Genomic DNA, 20,719 nt, shown 5'->3' on the forward strand with positions numbered 1-20,719 from the left:
GGAATGTTTCAAACATAAGGGGGCTATGTTTGAAACATACCACCCTTATGTTTCAAACATAGGCCCCGTAGGGTTTAAACCCGGCTTTCAGAGAGAAAAAGCGGCAGAAATGGCAGCTATCTAAAACTGTAAAGAAAATATACCATCCGGGAAGGCGGCCCGGCTAACCTCTGCAAGTAAATCCGGCACAATTCTCAGCATATCGGTTTAACTGCCAACGGGGAAATTTATTTCAGGATTTGAGTTGAAAACTTATCACTCCACATCTCGGAAGAACGAAAAATAAAATCATCATGTAATGTAATCCTGGACGCTGTGAAGGATCCGGATACACAAACATCCGTTTCTGGAAATTCTTCGCTTTGCTCAGAATGACAGAATGCAAGTACTTCTTCATTTTGAGCCCCCTCGACCTTCCGTACAAATCCGTGCCTGAGAGAAAAAGACGGCTCCTTGTTCCTGGATTAGTTACGGTCTGTGATTGTGCCGTTTGTCCGTCGTGTTGTCCTGAAATCAATAATAACCGGTTCCGTGACATAAGTCGCATGTCACATGCTGGTGCCCGGTACCCACCTCCTTGTTACAGATGGTACACCATTTGTGCTGGCCGGCGCTGTAATGCTCTTTTATTTTGAGTCCTGTGCCTCCACAAAGCCTGCATACCGTTTTGGTTTGCACAGACGAGTTGCTGTTGGTGTTGGAGTTGCTGTATGTACCTCCATAGGAAGGGGAGGCTGTGGTGAAAGTTTCCTGGGGTTGTCCGGGATTTTGCAGCTTGTACTGTGTATAGGCATTGCTGTACAATTCTTGCAGTTGGTCTTTAATGCCATAGTTGTAGTACACCTTTTTCAATATGTTGTCGTTGGTTCTGTAGACTATGTTCTTTGCTTCTGTATAATGCGAGACAGCATCGCCGAATTTTCCTGCGTTATAGCAGCTGTTTCCGGCCTGGATAAACGCGAAAAAGTTTTTCATGTCTGCCGACTGGAGGTTCGGATTCTTGAGGACTGCATTGATGGTCAACCCTTCGCCTATCGAGCCGAGGATTCTTCCCAAATCTTGGGCCTGGATGTTGATGTGGCTGAAACTGCAGATAACAGCCAATAAGATGCAATGTAAAGCTTTCATATTCATAGTAGATTATTAATGATGCGAATCAGGAGTTAAAGGAGTTATCGCTTCACTGGGAGTTAAGAAGTTAAGCCGAATGCTCCGCGAAGATTTGATATACGCTCCTTGTATTCGGATAGCATTTAGTAAGGCATTTGGCTTAACTCCTGAACGGAGCGAAGCGGAGTGGTAACTTCTTTAACTTCTTAACTCCTGATTGGCATTAATGACTGATTGGTAGGATAGCTGTTGATGTTTGATACGGCGGGAGCCTTCGTTTCCCGCCGATATGGACGGACGCTTCCTTCGTTTATTTCACTTTTACGTAGACGTTATTGGCTTGGTCTGTAATTATGTTGGGATTGAGAATGTTGTAGACCACGTTGCCGTTGTAGTATATCTCGTTGCCGCGGATGAGGTAGCTGCCGCGGTAACTGCCGCCCTCGACGTCGGTCCAGTAGAGGGTCTTGCCGTCTGACGTGTAGATGGTTTCCAGCACCAGCGCGTTGTCGTTGTGGAAGGCCTTCATCTGTACGTCGAGTTCCTTCCTGCTGCCGCTTGCGTTGAACTGGATGCCGAATACCCTGAAGTTACCGTTGTAGGCATTGTTCAGGTACACCTCGCTGTTGGCATTCTGCGACTTGTAGACATCGATTTCGGCTGCGTATGCGTCGTAAAGCTCTTCCATCCACACGCCCTGCATGTTGGCCCATGAATAGCTGTTCTCGCTGTCGCCGCTGCCTTCGTCGCCGCTGCCGGCCTTCACCAGTGTCCATTGGTAGTCGTCTCCGCCAATCAGCTTGTTTCCTGACAGCGTGGCAGTGATGGTGTTGCCGAATTCCTCATCCCTCAGGATGATTCGCCCGTCGCTCACCTGGTAGGTGTAAAAACTGAAGCTGGTGCCGGAGTAGGGCTTGTATTCTTCGCAGTCCAGGTCGTAATTGTATTTCCAGTCCTCTCCGTGGTACTTCACTTCTTCTTCGGCCTGGCTGGAGGAGGTGAATGTCAGTATTCCTTCTCCTTCTTCCCAGGCTCCGTTGTCCATATCCATCCATGAATAGGAGCGTTTCCACTCGCTGCCTACCAGCTGCGACATGCTGATGCTGCCTGCGCCGTCTTCATCGTCGGACGAGCAGCTTGATAAACCGAGGCATAACATTAAGGCATATAACATTACGCCGATTCCGTACATTTGTTTCATGTTCTATAAGTTTTAGGGTTGTTGTTTACGGGTTCCCGCCGGCCGGCGGGCCTTTTTTGGCGTAGCAAAGTTATAAACTATTTTCTTCCCGGAGGGAGGGCGTTTCCCTCCGGTTCTACTGATGCCGCTGCAATCATGTCTGACTGGTCGCTATTTGCTCTTGTCCGGTAGAATGTTTTCGGGGGGGCGGAGCGGGCGGCGCGCCTCAGTAGCGCGCCTGGTACCGCTTGTAGAACAGCAGGAAGAGCAGGAAGCCGGCAAAGGCCAGGGGGGCGCCCAGCAGGGCCGGATAGCGCAGGCCTTCCGTCAGGGCCAGGCCGCCGATGGAGGCGCCGATGGCGTTGCCCAGGTTGAAGGCTATCTGCACGCAGGCGCCGCCCAGCAGCTCGCCGCCGGGCGAGACGCGGATGATGAGCACCTGCTCGGGGCTGGACACGGCGAAGAGGGCGGCCGTGCAGAGCGCCATCAGCGTGGCCGAGCACCAGCGGTGGGGCGAAAGGAAGAAGATGGCCAGCAGCAGCAGGCAGATGAGGCCCTGCACCACGGTGCCCACGCGCCCGGGCGTGTAGCGGTCGGACATGCGGCCGCTCACCAGGTTGCCCACCACCATGCCGAAGCCGGCCAGCACCATGAGGGCGGTGATGCTCTCGTCGCTGAAGCCGGACACTTGGGTAAGCAGCGGGTTGATGTAGCTGTACCAGCAGAACACGCCGCCGTTGCCCAGGGCGGTGGCGCCCAGTATGAGCCAGGGGGCGGGCTTCTTGAGGAAGCGGAACTGGCCCTTGAAGCCCGTGTCCTTCAGGCCGGGCACGGCGGGTATCCACCGCCAGATGTAGTAGAGCACGATGACGCCCCAGCACGCCACCAGCAGGAACGTGACGCGCCACGACAGCAGGTGGCTGAGCGACGTGCCCAGCGGCACGCCGAAGAGGTTGGCAACGGTCATGCCCGCTATCATGATGGAGACGGCCTCGGCCCCCTTCCCCTCGTCGGCCAGCTTTCCGGCCACGATGGAGGCCACGCCGAAGTAGGCCCCGTGGGGCAGGCCCGAGATGAAGCGCCCGGCCAGCAGAACCCAGTAGCTGGGCGCCGCGGCGGCGCAGAGGTTGCCGGCAATGATGAGCGCCACCAGTGCCAGCAGTATCTTCTTGAGCGGACACTTCCGCGCCAGTATCAGGACGGGTGCTCCGAAACAGACGCCCAGGGCGTAGGCCGAGATGAAATGCCCTGCCGCGGCGAGGCTGATGCCCAGGTCGGCGGCCACATAGGGCAGGATGCCCATCATTGTAAATTCGGCGATGCCCAGGGCCAGGGTGCCGAATGCCAGTGCGATAAGACTCTTCTTCATACGTGATGCGGTTGTTTTGCGGTGGTTTCCGGTCCGGCTCCTGCGCCCCGCCGGCGGGGGTGCCTCAGAGGCCGGCTGTCAGCGTCCGGACCGTGCTTGCATGGTCCGCGCGCCGTGCCTGCATGGTCCGTCTGCCATGCCTGCACGGTCCGCTCACCATGCAGGCATCCTCCGCACGGGGCTGTCTGTGCCCCGTCCGGAGGATGCCGCCGCAGGTGTCGCGGTATTCTTTCTTGTGCGTCAGGCGTGCAGTTCCAGCACGAAGCGCGCGCCTTTGGTGTAGCCGGCGTCCAGCGTCAGCGAGCCGTTCATCTTGGTGGCCTTGAGCGAGCAGATGGGCAGGCCCAGTCCGTCGCCCTGCGTCAGGTCTTTCACCTCGGTGAAGGGCTTGAAGATGTTCTCGCGCGCCTCCTCGGGGATGCCGCAGCCCGTGTCGCTGACGATGAACTGGTGGGTGTGGGCGCCGCGCTTCTTGAAGTCCAGCCAGATTTTGCCTCCGGCGGGCGTGTACTTGGCGGCGTTGCGGAGCAGGTGGAGCAGGACGGCTTCCAGCTGCTCGGGGCAGATTTTGACGTTCAGCTTGGGCGCGTTGACGGTGAGGGCCACTTCGGGTTTCACCAGTCCCTTGATTTGCTCCATGACGCCTTCGCAGAAGGTGTTGATGTTCTTCTCCTCCATTTCGTAGGGCTCGGCCAGCGTGCTTTCCAGCTCGGACAGCTCCTGGATGTGTTCCGAGAAGAGGTGCAGGGCCTTGACGCCGGGCTGCTTCTGGTCGAGGGTGTTCAGGGTGGGTTCCATCTGGGCGGAGATGTTGCGGATGAACTGCGTCTTCAGCTCGTTGTGCTCGTTGGCAATGTCGATGGCCTTCTTCTGCTTGCGGGTGAGCAGGATGAAGCGCATCAGGACGATGGCGCCCAGGATGAGCGCGGCGGCCAGGATGGCGGCCAGGACGCAGAGCCCGATGATGATGTACTGGCGGCCGCTCAGCGAGTCGTCCTTCTCCTGGATGGTGGCCAGGCTTTCGTCGTACTTCTGTTTCAGCACGTTCAGCTCGTCCTGGGCGGTGAGCGCCTTCACGGAGTCTGACCAGAGGATGTACTTGTCGTAGGTGCGTGCCACGAGCGGGGCGTTGTTGGCCTTGCGGGCAATGTCTATCAGGGTCTTGTAGCACTCGTCCACCTTGGCGTAGTTCTTCTGCTCCTTGTACTTTCCTATCAGGCGGTTGATGGCGTCGTCGCCCTGGGCGTTCATCCCGAAGGTGTAGTAGTAGTCGGCCTGTGTGTAGAGCAGGTCATTGGCCAGCGAGTCGGTGCGTGCGGCCTGCGCGGTCTCTTCGAGGCGGGCCAGCTGTTCCTTGGCGCGTGCGGGGTTTTTCAGCTTGATGTACATGCGCAGGCGCTCCTTGGTGACGGGGTAGCGCAGCGCGGGCATGGGCTTTCCGCTCTTGCTTTCGCCGGTGCCCACAAACGAGTCGATTCTTCTGAGCACCTCGAAGGCTTCCTGGTAGTAGTTCTCGCGGTGGTAGAGGCCGCTGGCATTGATGCCGCACTCCACGGCCTTCGCGTACTGGTCTTTGGCGGCAAAAGCGTTGTAGGCCTGCAGGAAGAGGTAGCGTGCCTTGATGTATTCCTTCTGTGCCAGGCTTTCCTGCGCCTGCTTCATCAGTTCGTCTGCCCGCTCCTGCGCGGTGGCCCCGACGGCGCAGCAGCACAGGGCGGCCAGCAAGATGATAGTAAATGCTTTTCTCATAAGTCTATTGTCCGTTTTGTCTCCGCGGGGCCGTCGTCTGCCGGGGGTCGGAAGCGGCACGGCGGGTCATTCCTGCGCGTTTGTGTCCGGCTTCCTCCCGCTCCTGCGCGGAGCCTGCGGAAGTTAATTAAAATCGTTAATGGCTTACAAAAGTAGAATAAATTACGGTAGGTTGTACGAGAAAAGAAAGACTTTTCGAGGATTTGCCTCTCTTTTTTCTCGTACAACCTTCCGGCTCCGTGGCTTCGGATGCCGCCCGGGCATGCGGCGGAGCGCTTCTGGCGGCGGAGGCGGTTCGGGCGTCAGTATTTGAAGCTGCTTCCGCCCAGGAATTCGCGCAGCAGCGAGGTGGGCGGAATCTCCTTGTCCTGCACGGAGGTGAAGTACTTGAGGAACTTCAGCAGGCGGTAGGCCTCGGCATATTCGGGACAGTTGCGGGGCACGCTGTTCAGGATGGGCTCGGCGTGGCAGCGCAGGACGGCGAACTCGAAGAGCAGGGCCGAGTTGAACATGACGTCGGCGTTCTCCTGGTAGGGGAAAATCCACTTGTCCTCGCCCGCGCGCACGCTGGGCCAGCGCGAGATGGTCTCCTGGGCCGAATAGCCGCGGTAGTTGAAGTCGCGGATGATGCGGCGCAGCAGGCGGTTGTCGGTGGTGGGAATCCAGTTGTGGTCGTCCAGCGAGATGGTGGTCAGGGCCGAGACGTAAATCTTGTACTTGTTCTCGGCGGGTATCTGCTTGGTCAGTTCGGGGTTCAGGGCGTGTATGCCTTCCAGGATGAGGATGGTGTGCTCGTCGATGCGCAGCTTGTCGCCCCGGAACTCCTGCCTGCCGGTGGTGAAGTTGAAGCGGGGCAGCTCCACCTCCTCACCCTTGAGGAGGGCTTGCAGCTGGCGGTTGAACAGGTCGAGGTCGAGGGCGTAGAGCGACTCGTAATCGTAGTTGCCGCTGGCGTCGCGGGGCGTGTCCTCGCGGTTGACGAAGTAGTCGTCCAGCGAGATGGGGTAGGGGCGCAGTCCGTTGGTCATCAGCTGCACGCTGAGGCGCTTGCTGAAGGTGGTCTTTCCGGACGACGAGGGGCCGGAGATGAGTACCAGCTTCGCCTTGCCGCTCTCCTGGCAGCGGCGGAATATTTCGTCGGCAATCTGGGCAATCTTCTTCTCCTGCAGGGCTTCGGCCACGTTGATGAGGTCGGTGGCGTGTCCGCTCTGGCAGGCCAGGTTGAAGTCGCCCACGTTGCTCAGGCCCATGATGTGGTTCCAGCGCAGGTGCTCCTTGAAGACGTCCAGCATCTTCTCCTGCTTCACCACGTCCTCCAGCACTTCGGGGTTCTCCTTGTTGGGGATGCGCAGCAGCAGTCCGTCGTAGTACTTCACCAGGTCGAACAGCTTGATGAAGCCCGTACTGGGCAGCAGATTGCCGTAGTAGTAGTCTGCCGTATCGCCCAGCGTATAATAATAGGTATAGAGCGAGCCCGACGACTCCAGCAGCTTCACCTTGTCGTACATGCCCCGCTCGCTGAAGATGCGCACGGCCTCGGTGGTGTGGCATTCGATGCGGTGGTAGGGGATGTCTTCGGCGATGATTTCCTGCATCCGCCGCTTGATGGCCGTCACGTCGTCCAGCTCGATGGGGCGCCCGATGCGCAGGTTGCAGAAGTAGCCCCGCGAGACGGGATGCTCCACGAAGAGCTTGCCCTGGGGGAAGAGCTCGCTGACGGCCTTGTAGAGCACGAAGCAGAGCGAGCGCACGTAAGTCCGCATTCCGGACGGGTCGCGTATGTCCAGGAACTCCACGTCCTTGTTATTGTACACCCGGAAGTTCAGTCCTTCGGAGCGGTTGTTCACTTTGGCGCTCACCACCTGGTAGGGGAAATCCAGATTTAATCCGTTATAAATCTCCAAAAGTGAGCTTCCAATGGTGAATTCTTTATAAATATTATTATTTTTGCAACAAATTTGTAACATGTGTTTCATAACGCCTTCGGTTTTAATGGAATCTACCGTTAAATATAGGGTGAAATAACACAAGGAACAACGGAACCCATTAATAAATTAAAGATGGAATATTCTTTTTATGATTTTTTAAAGCTGCTCGGCTCGTTGGCTCTGTTCCTGTACGGAATGAAGATTATGAGCGAGGGGCTTCAAAAATTTGCCGGAGACAGACTACGGAAAATTTTGACTGCAATGACGACCAACCGGGTGACCGGTGTGCTGACGGGTGTGCTGATTACAGCATTGGTGCAATCTTCTTCCGCAACTACCGTAATGGTGGTGAGCTTTGTAAACGCGGGCCTTCTGACCTTGTCCCAATCCATTGGGGTCATTATGGGCGCCAACATCGGTACCACTGTCACGGCATGGATTATTTCCGCCTTGGGTTTCAAGGTCGACATCGCGGCCTTTGCCCTGCCCCTGCTGGCCTTCGGCATCCCGCTCCTCTTCTCGCAGAAGAGCACCCGCAAGTCCGTGGGTGAGTTCATCTTCGGTTTCTCCTTCCTCTTCATGGGCTTGTCCTACCTGAAGAACAACGCCCCCGACCTCAGCCAGAACCCCGACATGCTGGCTTTCGTCCAGAACTATACGGATTTGGGCTTCGGCTCCATCCTGCTGTTCGTGCTCATCGGCACGGTGCTCACCATGATTGTGCAGGCTTCGGCGGCCACCATGGCCATCACCCTGATTATGTGTGCCAACGGCTGGATCAGCTTCGAGCTGGGCGCGGCGCTGGTGCTGGGCGAGAACATCGGAACCACCATCACGGCCAACCTGGCGGCCCTCACCGGCAATACGCAGGCGCGGAGGGCGGCCCTGGCCCACCTGGCGTTCAACGTCTTCGGCGTCATCTGGGTGCTCTTCCTGTTTGTGCCCTTCACCGAAGCCGTCTCCTGGTTTGTGGAGAACGTAATGGGCAGCACCGACCCGGCCGTGGCCGTCTCCTTCAAGCTCTCGGCCTTCCACACGGCGTTCAACATCTGCAACGTATTGATACTGATTTGGTTCGTCAAGTTCATTGAGCGCACCGTCTGTGCCATCATCCCCTCGAAGGAACAGGACGAGGAATATCGCCTGCGCTACATCACGGGCGGCATGCTTTCCACGTCCGAACTCTCCATCCTGCAGGCCAGCAAGGAAATCCATCTGTTTGCCGAGCGCACGCACCGCATGTTCGGCATGGTGCGCGACCTGCTGCACACCGAGAAGGACGACGACTTCACCAAGCTGTTCAGCCGCATCGAGAAGTACGAGAACATCAGCGACAGCATGGAGCTGGAGATTGCCAACTACCTGAACCAGGTTTCCGAAGGACGCCTGAGCTCCGAGAGTAAGTTGCAGATACGGGCCATGCTGCGCGAAGTGACCGAGATAGAGAGCATCGGCGACAGCTGCTACAACCTGGCCCGCACCATCAACCGCAAGCGGCAGACCAACCAGGACTTCACCGAGAAGCAGTACGAGCACATCCACTTCATGATGAAGCTGACGGAAGAGGCCCTGGCACAGATGATAGTCGTCATTGAGCATCCTGTCCACCAGAGCAACGACGTGAACAAGTCGTTCAACATTGAGAACGAGATAAACAACTACCGCAACCAGTTGAAGAATCAAAATATACTCGATGTCAACAACAAGGAGTACGACTACCAGATGGGCGTCTACTACATGGACATCATCGCCGAGTGCGAGAAGCTGGGCGACTACGTGGTGAACGTGGTGGAAGCCAGCAGCGACATGAAAGAAAAGAAGGCGTCCTAAGACGCCTTCTCAAATTCTTCTTTCCCTACTCCGCACAGCGGACAGCACCAGTCGGCCGGCAGCTCCTCGAAAGGAGTTCCCGGCTCGATTCCGTTTTCGGTGTCACCCGTCTCGGGGTTGTATACGTAGTCGCATACGGTGCAAATGTACTTTTCCATCTGTATTCTCTTTTTAATGTTTCAGATATAAACAGCTGCCGCCCGCCTTTTGTTCGGACGGCCCGGAGCCTGTGCCCGGAAGGGGCCTCTGCCGGGCCCCGCCCCGCCGCGTGGGCGCGTCCGTCCGCCCCCGCTACATCATCATGTTCTTCCGGATGGAGAACTTCACGATGCCCATGTAGCTGATGGAGGCCACGGGGATGTCCATGGGCTCGTGGTGGGTGTTGTAGCTGGTCAGTTTCAGGCAGTCGGGGTCGTCGGCGCGGTTGACGTACTTCACGGTGAGGTATTCGTCGCCCCCGCGGTTGAAGGAGACCAGGTACATCTCGCCGTAGATGATGCTGCTGAACGAGTGGATGGTCTTGAAGCCCACGATGTCGCCCGACTTGAGGATGGGGTACATGGAGTCGCCGCTGACGTAGATGGCGCCGTCGCAGCGGGGGATGTTGGGGATGAGAATCTTGCCCAGGGCATACTGCGGGCGGTCTTCGAGCATGGTGCGCAGGTTGGCGGCGGCGGTGACGTCGTAGAGGGTCACGCTGCGGTCGTCCAGGGCCTCGGGCGTCTTGGGGTTGTGCAGCAGTTCCACCTCGCCGCAGGCCAGCTCGCTGTCGCAGTAGCTGTGGCTGCGCCGGGGCACGCCCTTGCCCGTCAGCAGCCAGTTGTAGTCCACCTCGCGGAGGCGGTCCAGCAGCAGGGCGAAGTCGATGCTGTTGCGCGCCATCCAGTTGCTCAGCGTAGAGCGCGACACGCCCAGGTGTCCGGCCAAGTCGCTGTCCTTCTTCAGGTTCAGGGCCAGCTTGGCCCGCTTCACAATGTCTGCCACGTTGAATGGCTGTTCGTCTCTTTTATCCATACGCATGGTTTTTGGACGGCTTTCTGCCGGCTACGGTTCGGCCCGTGCAGCGGGGCGGAATTTTGTTTATCGCCCTCGGGCGGCTGCTTCCTGCTCATTTGCAGCGGGTTGAAAAGTTTTCCAAACAGAAATTTCCGATTTGATGTTTTATTTATGAAAATCGTTTATATATTTGTGGTGACAAAATTAACTGTATTGTTTTAAAATCGCAAACCTTCGGCGGCTTTTTTCGGGCCGGAGGGGGCGGAAGGCGGTTTTCCCTGCCCTCGGGCGGTTCCCGTCCGGAGCGTCCGGCCCCTGCGGACGAAGCCTGCATGGTCCGTGCACGGTGCTTGCATGGTCTGCCTGCGGTGCCTGCATGGTCTGCCCGCGGTGCCTGCATGGACGCGGGCGGGCGGGGGCCGGGCTGCCTGGCGGGGATTCGGGGTTGCGGAACCGGCCTGCGATTGGAAGACTCACAAACCCAGGAAAACTTATTCATGCCTATGAAAACAACAGACGCATTCAGGAAAGACGGCCTGCACCGTTGCGGGCATTGCGGGCGGGTGCTGCCCGTCGAGAGTTTCTACGTCAACAGCCGCACGCAGCGGCCTGACGCCTATTGCAAGGACTGCCGCCGCGAGACCAACCGCTGCGCGCGCAAGAAGGTGCGCCCCAAGGCGGGGGCGGAGCGGCGGGTGTCCATCCCGCTGGTGGCCGACCGCCAGGTGCGGCTGGGGCTCATCCTCCAGGCGCTGGGGCGGGTGCGCGAGCGCTACCTGCACAAGCGTGCCCGCGAGAAGGAGGCCGACCTCCGGGCCGGCGGCTGAACACCCTCGGGCCGCGGCGCTTGCGGTGCCCCGCCGGCTCCGGCGGCCGCGGCCCGCTTCGTGCGCGCCCCGAAAACCTGTCGCGCCGCGCGGCTTCGCTATCACTCTATCACCTTACCTCATTATTCCATCAGCTATGTCCAGAATCAAGAAACAGGGGCTCGACTATTTCCCCATGAGCATCGATTTTATGCAGAACCGCCTGGTGCGCCGCATCATGAAACGTGAGGGCGACGCTGCGGTTGCCGTACTTCTCCAGACCTATTGCGCCATCTATGCGGGCGAGGGCTACTTCCTGCGGGCAGACGACCTCTTCTACGACGACCTGGCCGACCTGCTCTACAACAAGGAGGCCGACGACGTGAAGCGCATCATTGCCCTGGCCGTGGACTACGGCCTCTTCGACCCCCGCCTGTATGCCGAATATCGGGTGCTGACCTCGGCCGACATCCAGCGCCAGTTCCTCTTCGCCACCCGGCGGCGGACGGCCTGCGAGGTGGACAGCCGCTATCTGCTGCTCACCGACGAAGACCTGCAAAAGGGAGCGGAAAAGGGCAAAACTGTAACAGATAAGCCCGAAAACGGCGGAAAACTGCCCTCCGAGGACACAAAGCATAGCACAGCACAGCATAGCACAGCATACCCCCTCACAGAAGGCTCCCCCGACAACGGGGGCGCTGAAGGCGCGGCCACGGAGGCCGCGGAGGGGGAAAGCTGCCGGGCCGGGGAGGGAGGAGAGGCTCACGGCGCTCCGGAGACGGGCGGGAAGCCCCGCCGCATCAGCGACTGGACGGAGGCGGACGTGGCCGGCATGCGGCCCCCTGCCGACGGGCTGAAACGCAACCTGAGCGGGCTGCTGGCCAACCTGCGCCTCTACCGCGTGCCGCCCGCCGAGCAGTATGCCATCGTGCTGAAGAGCAACTTCGGCGTCATCGGCCATCCGGTGTGGAAGGGCTTCGAGCCGTTGCGCACCAGCCACGGCAAAATCCGACAGCCGGGGCGGTATCTGCTGAGCCTATGTTAGCGGTGAGTGGTGAGTGGTTAGTGGTTAGCGGTTAGCGGTGAGTGGTTAGTAGGGGATGAAACGCGGATTAACGCAGATTCACGCAGAAAAACAATAATCTGCGATGGAGCGTAAAAACACAGATTCACACAGATTCACGCAGAAAAAAATAATCTGTGCCAATCTGTTCCCTCTGTGTCATCTGTGGTCCATCCATCAAACACAGATTCACACAGATTTACACAGAAAAATAATAATCTGTGCCAATCTGTATGGTCTGTGTCATCTGTGGTCCATCCATCAAACACAGATTCACACAGATTCACGCAGAAAAAAATAATCTGTGCCAATCTGTATGGTCTGTGTCATCTGTGGTCCATCCATCAAACACAGATTCACACAGATTCACACAGAAAAAAATAATCTGTGCCAATCTGTTCCCTCTGTGTCATCTGTGGTCCATCCGGCCACCACCCGCTAATTTTCAACCTGAAAACAACCTGTTGAACGCTTTTGCTGAAAACGTTTGGCCGGATGCCTTTCCCGCCGTATCTTTGTCATGTGATTAAGCTTAAGACACAAACGACGAACACGAATTATTAACAATCTGAAAACTTTAAGCATTATGGCACTGATTTACAAAACCATCCAATCCGTACTGCCCACTGAAGAAGGGCAGCGACTGTTCCACCCGCGCGCCGTCTATACGGGCAACGTGGACACCGACCAACTGGCCCGCGAAGTGGCGGCCTACTCCTCGCTCACCACGGGCGACGTGAAGAACACCATCGACAACCTGGTGACGGTGATGACCACCCACCTGCAGGCTTCGGAAATCGTGGTGCTGGACGGCCTGGGCTCCTTCCGCCTCGCCATGCGCTCGCGCGGCAAGGGCGCGGCCACGGCCGACGAGGTGACGCCCACACAGGCGGCCCTGCGCGTACACTTCACGCCTTCGTCCAAGCGCAACCAGGACGGCACCGTGGCCACCCGCTCGCTGCTGACGGGCGTGCGCTGCGTGCCCTGGAAGGGCGGCAATACGCCCTCGGCCGGCGGCGGACAGACCCCGGGAGGCGGCTCGGAGGACGAGGATGACAATCCGATAGGATGACGCATCGCACGGACACGTGCACACACACAACACAACTACACAACCTGAAAACACGAAAGGAGGTTCAAAGATGGCAACCAGAAAATCGACCTGGGACATTATCCTGAAGGTAATCATCGCAGTGGCCTCGGCCATTGCGGGCATCATCGGAGGAAATGCCATGCCGCCCCTCGCATAGGGGCGGGCACAGGGGAAAGGGGCACCGGCAGCGGGCCCCTTTTTTTCATGGGCCAATGTGGGATTCGTGTGCTCATGCGGGAATGTGCCGGCGGCCTGCACAAACCCCGTACCCGTGCCGCACGGCAACCTGAAATCAGAAAAACTCGGCGGGTGAGTGAGCGATGCTTGAGAATTTTTTCCTACTTTTGCAGGCAATGGTTGAAACGAACAATGACTGTTTATGAACGAGCTGAAAAACAGATACATCAATGTGGGCGGAAGCCTGATGGACCTCTCCACGCCGCGGGTGATGGGCATCCTGAACCTGACGCCGGACTCCTTCTACGCCGGGAGCCGCGTGCAGACCGAGGAGGCGATAGCGCGCCGCGCGGAGCAGATTGTGGCCGAGGGCGGAGCGATGATAGACGTGGGCGCCTACTCGTCGCGTCCCGGCGCGGCGGACGTGCCGGTGCAGGAGGAAATGGAACGCCTGCGCCGGGGGCTGGAGGTGGTGCGCCGCACGGTGCCCGACGCGGTGCTGTCCGTAGACACGTTCCGGGCGGACGTGGCGCGGATGTGCGTCGAGGAGTACGGCGTGGCCGTCGTCAACGACATCTCGACGGGCGAGATGGACGCGGACATGTTCCGCACCGTGGCGCAGCTAAACGTGCCCTACGTGATGATGCACATGCAGGGCACGCCGCAGAACATGCAGCAGGAGCCCCGCTACGACAACCTGCTCAGGGAGGTGTTCCTCTACTTCGCGCGCAAGGTGCAGCAGCTGCGCGACCTGGGTGTGAAGGACATCATCCTGGACCCCGGCTTCGGGTTCGGCAAGACGCTGGAGCACAACTACCGGCTGCTGGCCCACCTGGAGGAGTTCCGTGTCTTCGGGCTGCCCCTGCTGGCGGGCGTGTCGCGCAAGTCGATGATTTTCCGCCTGCTGGGCATCACGCCGCAGGAGTCGCTCAACGGCACCACCGTGCTGGACACGCTCTGCCTGATGAAGGGGGCGGACATCCTGCGCGTACACGACGTGAAGGAGGCGGTGGAGACGGTGAGGATTGTGCGGGAGGTGCAGATGAATGGTAAATGGTAAATGGTTAATGGTTAATGGTTAATGATAAATGGTTGATGGAACGCGGATTAACGCAGATGGACGCAGAAAATAAATAATCTGTGTAAATCTGTATGGTCTGTGTCATCTGTGGTCCATCGTCCCCCCCCCCCCCTCCGCAGGGCAACTCAAAAACTTAAAAACTAACAAACTCAAAAACTTAAATCGCCGTGTTTCTGGAATTTGGTTTAAAAGACTTTATAGACATACTGTTGGTGGCCTTCCTGCTCTACTATACGTACAAGCTGATGAAGGCGTCGGGGTCCATCAACGTGTTCACGGGCATCCTGGTGTTCATCCTGATTTGGGTCATCGTCTCGCAGGTGTTGGAGATGAAACTGCTGGGCTCCATCTTCGACAAGCTGGTCAGTGTGGGCGTGCTGGCGCTCATCATCCTGTTCCAGGAGGAGATACGCCGCTTCCTGCTCACGCTGGGCTCGCACCAGCACGCCAGCGCGCTGGTGCGCTTCTTCACGGGCGGCGACAAGAAGAAGGGCCTCCAGCACGAGGATATCATGCCCATCGTGATGGCGTGCATCAGCATGGGCAAGCAGAAGGTGGGGGCGCTGATTGTGATGGAGCACGACATGCCGCTGGACGACGTGGTGCGCACGGGCGAGGTGATAGACGCCAACATCAACCAGCGGCTCATAGAGAACATCTTCTTCAAGAACAGCCCCCTGCACGACGGGGCCATGGTCATCAGCAAGAAGCGCATCGAGGCGGCGGGCTGCATCCTGCCCGTGTCCCACAACCTGGACATCCCCAAGGAGCTGGGCCTGCGCCACCGGGCGGCGATGGGCATCTCGCAGGTGTCCGACGCGCACGCCATCATCGTCTCCGAAGAGACGGGCGCCATTTCCGTGGCCTACAAGGGCCAGTTCCACCTGCGGCTCACGGCCGAGGAGCTGGAAAGCCTGCTGACGCAGGAAGGGTAGCCGGCGAGGGGCCTCAGTTCAGCATCAGGCTCATGTACGGGCGGGCGGGCTCAAGCAGCAGCTGCGTCAGTTCGCCGATGGAGAGCGACAGGTGTCTGCCGGGCAGGCGCCGGTCGCTCTCCATGCACTTGCCGTTGTTCAGGTAGTAGTAGCCGTTGTTGGCGGCCAGCTGGTTGTCGGTCACTTCCAGGTTGAGCTCGGCTTCGGGGTGGGCGGCGGCGTAGAGGTGGAGCACGTCGCGCACGTCGACAATGCGGGCCATGCCCAGGGGGCGTACTTCGCTCCCGTCTCCTTCGGAGGGAGGAAGCAGCAGGGTCAGTTCGGAGGCCTGCACCGTGTGGCAGAGGCTGTCGAGCAGGTCGGCCTGCGCCTGCGGGCTGTCGGCCACCACCTCGCCTACGGTCCAGCGTTCGCCGGCCTCGGGGTAGGCCACGGCCAGCGCCGCCGTCCTGCCGTCGGCCTTCAGTGCAAAGACCTTTCCGCCGGAGAGTTGCAGGTCGGCTTCCACCACCTTCAGGTCGTCTGCCGTGTGGAGCACGCAGCAGGGGCGTTCCTGCTGCTTTCTATATAAATAGGTGGAGGCTTCCTCGCTGAAGCCGTCCGCGGTCTCCACGCAGGTGTCCGGGGGCAGGGCGGGGCAGGAGGTGGGGACAAACGTCTGTCGGCACAGGCCGAAGACGGGCGCGAAGCCCGTGCGGGCGTAGTAGCCGAAGAGCCACGGTTCGGCGGGTATCAGGGTGGCGAAGGATACCCGGTTGCGGTGCATGCGGGCAAAACTCTCGGCCAGCAGTTCGCCCATCACCCCGCGGTTGCGGAAGTCGGGGTGGGTGCAGGCGCCCGAGATGTAGGCCGTCCTGACCGTCTGTCCGCAGAAGGTCAGGGGATAGGGAATCATCTGCAGGGCGGCAATGAGTTCGTCGCCGCTCCAGATGGCTGCGTTGATGTCGTCCGTGTAGCGCAGGCGGAAGTAGAGTTCCGTAAATTCTTCGCTGTCGTTGAAGCACAGGCGCCAGAGCTTTTTTACTTGGTCTTTCATTTTAGTTATTTAGTTTACAGGTTTTCACCACAGCGGACACGGAGTTTCACGGAGTTTTTATGGTTATGAAACGCAGATTGTCGCGGATTTATGCAGAGAAAAAATAATGATTTGCGGTTATCTGTCGTATCTGCGTCATCTGTGTGCCATTCTCCAATGCCGCAAGACAATCTGAAATCGGAAATCAACGACTTACCACTTGATTGGCTCCACCGGCTCCTCGCGCAGGCAGGCCGTGAACTTCTCCAGCAGGATGGCGGGCTGGTAGGAGAGCTTGGCACGGCGCAGGCCCTCGATGCCCAGGTCTTCCTCGCGGTTCAGGTAGACGTACTGCGGGGGGACGTGGTTGGCAAACTCGTAGTTAATCATGGCGTAGGCGCCCTCGATGCGGGTGTCGGCCTTCTCCACGTGTACGCCGAAGGTGTCGCCGTTGATGGGCATCCCGAAGGTGAAGGCCACGATGCGTCCCCCGGCGTGCAGGATGCCGCCCGTCAGTCCCAGTTCGTCGAAATGCTCCAGAGCGTAAACCAGGGCGCGCCGTTCGTTGCCGGTGCCTTCGTGCTGGTCGCAGTTGTTGGCGCGGCACCACTCAGCCTCCAGCGTCAGGCATTCGCCGATGCGGTCGGGCGTGATGGGGGCGTACTCGTAGTCGGGGTAGGTGCGCTTGAACTTGTTCACGTGGTTGCGCTTGGGCTGCAGCTTCTTGCCCGCCAGCGTGGCCAGTTCGGTGCGCAGGTACAGGTAGTCGGCGTAGTCGCGGTCGGCGGTGAACTGGAAACGTCCGGGCATCAGTTCCTCCAGCTCCTGGCACATGCCCTCGCAGATGCCCAGCAGGCAGAAGGGCTGGCCCTCGCGGTGGGCGTCGTCGATGAGGGCGTCGAGCACGTGGCGCAGGTCGCCCCGGCCGATGGGCATCATGTAGACCAGCTCGCCCGCGGCCCAGAACTTCAGCAGCAGGAAGCCGTCCATCACGGCAAACTGCGTGTTGTAGAGGAAACGCCAGCTGCACAGGTTGGAGAAGGAGAGGTCGCAGTTGCGGCGCGGACTGCCGAGGGTGTACGAGGTGATGAGGGCTTTGTCCTCGAGGGTGATGTCTTTGAAAGGGATCATTTGAGTTTTTAAGTTTGTTAGTTTTTAAGTTTTTGAGTTGCCCTGCGGAGGGGGGACAATGGACCACAGATGACGCAAATCCGCACAGAAAGAAATAAAAAATCTGCGGTCATCCGTCCGAATCTGCGTCATCTGTGGTCCATCTACGCCGCCCGTAAGGAAAATCAGAACTCTGAATTCACAGCAGCCCCAGCAGCCGCAGCAGCGTCGGGGTGAACAGGGCGGTGAAGATGCCGTTCAGCGTCAGGGCCAGGCTGGCGAAGGCGCCATACTTGCGGCTGACGTCCATCGCGGCCGAGGTGCCCACGGCGTGTGCGGCGGCTCCCATCGAGAGGCCCTGCGCCATGGGGCTCTGCACGCCCGTCAGCCGCATCATGCGGAAGCCCAGGATGCCGCCCAGCAGGCCCACGCACACCACGACGGCCGCCGTCAGCGAGGGGATGCCGCCCAGCGACTTGGCCACCTCCATGGCGATGGGGGTGGTGACGGACTTGGGCGCCAGCGAGTAGATAATCTCGTTGGAGGCGCCCATCAGCTTGGCAATGAGCACCACGGACACCACGCCCACCACGCACCCGGCCAGCTGGGAGAGCACGATGGGCAGAATCTGCTTCTTGATGGTCTCCAGCTGCAGGTAGAGGGGCACGCCCAGGGCCACGACGGCGGGCTTCAGCCAGAACTCGATGAGGTGGCCCGCCTCGTTGTAGGTGGAGTATTCGATGTGCGCCATCTTCAGGAAGACGATGAGCACGGCGATGGTTATCAGAATGGGGTTGAGCAGCATGATGCCGGTCTTCTTCTGGAGCATCTTGGACAGGAAGAACACGCCGAAGGTGACGGCCAGCAGGAAAAAGTTGTTCTCAAGGAAGTTCATTTCTCTTTGCGGGTTAGGGGACGACGATGGAAATAACGGTGCAGCAGCTGGTGTACCCAGCCTGTAGCGACCAGCACCAGGGCGGTGCTGACCAGCGTGGCCACCACGATGGGCCAGAACTCGGCGGCGATGACGTCGAAGTAGAGCATCAGCGCCACGCCGGGCGGCACGAAGAAGAATCCCAGATTGGCAACCAGAAAGTCGGACATGCCCTGCACCCATTGCAGCTTTATCCAACCCAGTTTCAGGAAGAGGGTGAGCAGCAGCATCCCGATGATGCTGGACGGCAGCTTGATGCCGGTCAGCCAGACTATCAGCTCGCCCAAGGCCAGGCATCCGAAGAGGATGGCACATTGACGGATCATAACGCTATATTTAAATGTTGAAGTGGTTGTTGAAAAACGGCCGCAAAGTTAGTCATTCTCCACATAGGTTGTTGCGGTGCGTGCCAAAAAATGAAAGCCCGCCGCTCCTCTTTGCCGGCTGGGGAAAAAGGACCAATCGGCGTGTTTTCTAAAAAAAAAGAGGTGCGCAGGGAGGATATTGGAAATAATTGTATACATTTGCGGCACGTACACATATAAAACTATTTATGGTATACTAACCTTTAAAATTGGAAAGATATGAAAAAGGAATTGTTAGTCAGTATGTTTGCAGCATTCTGCATGCTGTTTGCCACGAACGTCTGTGCACAAGAAAAAGCGACGGGTGATGAGTACAAGGATTTGAAGAAACAGGAAAAGGTCCTCGATAAGGAGATTCAGAAAAAAGCCATCAAGGCTGCCCGCAAGGAAGCCAAGAAACTGGCCAAGGAAGGTTTCAGAACTCCCGTGGGCAAGCTGCCGCTGGACAAGCAGCTGGAGAACGCCTGGGAAAAGCAGGCCGAGCTGACTACCGACGGTAATCCCTACTGGTACATCGCTTCTTCCAGAGCCGTGGGCGGCAACCAGTCTTCGGCTGCCCTGCAGGCTACGAACGCTGCCAAGATTGACCTGGCCGGACAGATTCAGACCAAGGTTTCGCAGCTGATTGAGGCCAAGGTGGCCAACGACGACATGGGCCAGGAAGAGGCTGCCAGCCTCTCCAGCGTGGTGGCATCCAGCAAGAGCGTGATTTCTGCCACGCTGGGCCGCACCATTCCCCTGGTGGAAGTGTACAGAACGCTGGAAAACAAGAACGTGGAAGTCATGGTGACACTGGGCTACAGCGCACAGGCCGCCAACGAAGCTGCCATCGGTGCCATCCGCAAGGAACTGGCCGCCAAGTCTGAAGAGCTGGCCAAGGAACTGGACAAGCTGGGCTATTGATGACGGCTCTGCCGGGGTGTGTGCCGTGACGGACGGCAGTCCGTACAAAGGCGGAACGGGATTCCGGGTCGCGGCACACCTCTCGGCCTATTCTTACTTGTTTGTAAACTTAGATTTGTTGTTTTTTTAATTTTTCGCAAGCCCGTTTGCGGCAGGCAAGGCTGCGGGGAACAGGTGACGCGGGCGCATGTCGCTCTTGCGGCACTGCTGTTTCCCCCTTTTCCTGTTGTGGAATGCCGCTTGCGGAACTAAAATTTTTTACCGGATGAATTGGAGTAAACTGATAGGCTGGATATTTTTGATGACGTGTCTGGCCGCCTCTCCCCTGTACGCCCAGAAAGAGGTGAAAGTGAAGGGCGCGCAGGGACGTTGGCAGGTGAACGACAACACGACCCTGAAGGAGGCCGAGGAGCGTGCCTTCATGGAGGCCAAGAAAGAGGCGCTGCGCAAGGCGGGAGTCATGGAGAATGTCTGGTCCGTATTCGGACAAATATCCCAGGAGAGCGGGACGGAGTTCACCGAGGCCTATTCGCAGATGAACGTGCTGGCCATCGGCGGCATGGTGAATGTCACGAACAAGAAAGTGGAGGAAATCTGGGACGTGGACTCGCGCAGCCTGTACAAGGTGGTCACCATCGATGCCCTCGTACAGAAGGAACAGGTGGTGGACAAGGAGTATGCCATCGAGGTGAAGGGCATTTCCACCTTATATAAGGAAGGCGACGTCTTCACCTGCAAGCTGAAGGTACACGGAACGGACTCCTACCTGAAGTTCTTCTGGTTCGACAGCACGGGCGGGGCGCTGCTCTATCCCAACGACTACGAGGGAAACAACCTGCTTGCCGCCGAAAAGGAGTATAACATCCCCTTCAGCAACGCCGTGGACTACCGCATGGAGAAGCGCGGCGCCGAAAGCGAGAAAATCAACATGATGATGGTAGCCACCAAGGAGAACATCCCCTATACCGAGGAGGTGACCTACCAGAACGTGCTGAAGTGGGTCTATTCCATCCCCAGCGACAAGCGTTGCGCCTTTTACGACATGGTGCTTATCAAATAAATCTGTTTTGTCAAT

General features: G+C 58.3%; 20 protein-coding genes. 9 read left to right on the top strand and 11 right to left on the bottom strand.

Going from position 1 to position 20,719, the window contains the following annotated elements:
- Positions 1-513 precede the first annotated feature (513 nt).
- From Q1Y74_RS00115 to Q1Y74_RS00135, 5 genes are all read right to left on the bottom strand, one after another.
- The gene (locus tag Q1Y74_RS00115) at positions 514-1,128 is read right to left on the bottom strand and encodes a hypothetical protein (RefSeq protein WP_300811656.1); all 615 of its coding nucleotides are present in this window, start codon (positions 1,126-1,128) and stop codon (positions 514-516) included.
- A gap of 292 nt (positions 1,129-1,420) precedes the next feature.
- The gene (locus tag Q1Y74_RS00120) at positions 1,421-2,311 is read right to left on the bottom strand and encodes a hypothetical protein (protein ID WP_300811657.1); all 891 of its coding nucleotides are present in this window, start codon (positions 2,309-2,311) and stop codon (positions 1,421-1,423) included.
- Positions 2,312-2,516: 205 nt separating this feature from the next.
- The gene (gene araJ / locus Q1Y74_RS00125) at positions 2,517-3,659 is read right to left on the bottom strand and encodes an MFS transporter AraJ (RefSeq protein WP_300811658.1); all 1,143 of its coding nucleotides are present in this window, start codon (positions 3,657-3,659) and stop codon (positions 2,517-2,519) included.
- A gap of 240 nt (positions 3,660-3,899) precedes the next feature.
- On the bottom strand, positions 3,900-5,408 hold the full coding sequence (locus Q1Y74_RS00130; protein WP_300811659.1) for a HAMP domain-containing sensor histidine kinase: 1,509 nt from the start codon (positions 5,406-5,408) through the stop codon (positions 3,900-3,902).
- A 302-nt stretch (positions 5,409-5,710) separates the two neighbouring features.
- Positions 5,711-7,384, bottom strand: coding sequence for a nucleoside kinase (locus Q1Y74_RS00135; protein WP_300811660.1), 1,674 nt, complete (start codon positions 7,382-7,384; stop codon positions 5,711-5,713).
- Between the two features lie 84 nt (positions 7,385-7,468).
- On the opposite strand from Q1Y74_RS00135, the gene Q1Y74_RS00140 reads away from it, so the two are divergent.
- Positions 7,469-9,166, top strand: coding sequence for a Na/Pi cotransporter family protein (locus tag Q1Y74_RS00140; RefSeq protein WP_300811661.1), 1,698 nt, complete (start codon positions 7,469-7,471; stop codon positions 9,164-9,166).
- On the opposite strand, the gene rd is transcribed toward Q1Y74_RS00140, so the two are convergent.
- Together rd and Q1Y74_RS00150 are read right to left on the bottom strand one after the other, a co-directional pair.
- A complete protein-coding gene (rd, locus tag Q1Y74_RS00145; protein WP_300811662.1) occupies positions 9,163-9,324 on the bottom strand; it encodes a rubredoxin in 162 nt (53 codons plus the stop codon). The genes Q1Y74_RS00140 and rd overlap by 4 nt on opposite strands.
- A gap of 133 nt (positions 9,325-9,457) precedes the next feature.
- The gene (locus Q1Y74_RS00150; RefSeq protein ID WP_300811663.1) at positions 9,458-10,180 is read right to left on the bottom strand and encodes a helix-turn-helix domain-containing protein; all 723 of its coding nucleotides are present in this window, start codon (positions 10,178-10,180) and stop codon (positions 9,458-9,460) included.
- Positions 10,181-10,665: 485 nt separating this feature from the next.
- Here Q1Y74_RS00150 and Q1Y74_RS00155 point away from each other — a divergent pair, with 485 nt between their 5' ends.
- The 6 genes from Q1Y74_RS00155 (at position 10,666) to cdaA (ending at position 15,317) form a co-directional block, all read left to right on the top strand.
- The gene (locus Q1Y74_RS00155; RefSeq protein WP_300811664.1) at positions 10,666-10,989 is read left to right on the top strand and encodes a hypothetical protein; all 324 of its coding nucleotides are present in this window, start codon (positions 10,666-10,668) and stop codon (positions 10,987-10,989) included.
- Positions 10,990-11,125: 136 nt separating this feature from the next.
- A complete protein-coding gene (locus Q1Y74_RS00160) occupies positions 11,126-12,013 on the top strand; it encodes a DUF4373 domain-containing protein (RefSeq protein WP_300811665.1) in 888 nt (295 codons plus the stop codon).
- A 604-nt stretch (positions 12,014-12,617) separates the two neighbouring features.
- Positions 12,618-13,103 (top strand): HU family DNA-binding protein, encoded by a 486-nt coding sequence (locus tag Q1Y74_RS00165; RefSeq protein WP_300811666.1) that lies wholly within the window; start codon positions 12,618-12,620, stop codon positions 13,101-13,103.
- A 70-nt stretch (positions 13,104-13,173) separates the two neighbouring features.
- Entirely contained in the window at positions 13,174-13,281 is a 108-nt protein-coding gene (locus tag Q1Y74_RS00170; RefSeq protein WP_300811667.1) for a smalltalk protein, read from the top strand.
- Between the two features lie 222 nt (positions 13,282-13,503).
- Complete coding sequence (gene folP, locus Q1Y74_RS00175; RefSeq protein WP_300811668.1) at positions 13,504-14,361, top strand: dihydropteroate synthase; 858 nt, start codon at positions 13,504-13,506, stop codon at positions 14,359-14,361.
- A 188-nt stretch (positions 14,362-14,549) separates the two neighbouring features.
- Complete coding sequence (gene cdaA, locus Q1Y74_RS00180) at positions 14,550-15,317, top strand: diadenylate cyclase CdaA (protein ID WP_300811669.1); 768 nt, start codon at positions 14,550-14,552, stop codon at positions 15,315-15,317.
- 13 nt (positions 15,318-15,330) lie between these two features.
- Here cdaA and Q1Y74_RS00185 read toward each other — a convergent pair whose 3' ends face one another.
- The 4 genes from Q1Y74_RS00185 to Q1Y74_RS00200 all read right to left on the bottom strand — a co-directional run bounded on the left by Q1Y74_RS00185 (position 15,331) and on the right by Q1Y74_RS00200 (position 18,702).
- Entirely contained in the window at positions 15,331-16,353 is a 1,023-nt protein-coding gene (locus Q1Y74_RS00185; protein WP_300811670.1) for a GNAT family N-acetyltransferase, read from the bottom strand.
- Positions 16,354-16,545: 192 nt separating this feature from the next.
- Complete coding sequence (locus tag Q1Y74_RS00190; RefSeq protein ID WP_300811671.1) at positions 16,546-17,463, bottom strand: phosphatidylglycerol lysyltransferase domain-containing protein; 918 nt, start codon at positions 17,461-17,463, stop codon at positions 16,546-16,548.
- Positions 17,464-17,641: 178 nt separating this feature from the next.
- Positions 17,642-18,337 (bottom strand): LrgB family protein, encoded by a 696-nt coding sequence (locus Q1Y74_RS00195; protein WP_300811672.1) that lies wholly within the window; start codon positions 18,335-18,337, stop codon positions 17,642-17,644.
- Positions 18,334-18,702: a CidA/LrgA family protein gene (locus Q1Y74_RS00200; protein ID WP_300811673.1), complete on the bottom strand. Its 369-nt coding sequence runs from the start codon at positions 18,700-18,702 to the stop codon at positions 18,334-18,336. Before Q1Y74_RS00200 ends, Q1Y74_RS00195 begins: the two co-directional genes overlap by 4 nt.
- A gap of 258 nt (positions 18,703-18,960) precedes the next feature.
- Between Q1Y74_RS00200 and Q1Y74_RS00205 the strand changes: the two genes are divergently transcribed.
- Together Q1Y74_RS00205 and Q1Y74_RS00210 are read left to right on the top strand one after the other, a co-directional pair.
- Positions 18,961-19,644, top strand: coding sequence for a hypothetical protein (locus tag Q1Y74_RS00205; RefSeq protein ID WP_300811674.1), 684 nt, complete (start codon positions 18,961-18,963; stop codon positions 19,642-19,644).
- 265 nt (positions 19,645-19,909) lie between these two features.
- Positions 19,910-20,704: a DUF4384 domain-containing protein gene (locus tag Q1Y74_RS00210; protein ID WP_300811675.1), complete on the top strand. Its 795-nt coding sequence runs from the start codon at positions 19,910-19,912 to the stop codon at positions 20,702-20,704.
- Positions 20,705-20,719 lie beyond the last annotated feature (15 nt).

The sequence above is a fragment of the uncultured Bacteroides sp. genome (genome assembly GCF_949298305.1).
Taxonomy (GTDB): domain Bacteria; phylum Bacteroidota; class Bacteroidia; order Bacteroidales; family Bacteroidaceae; genus Bacteroides.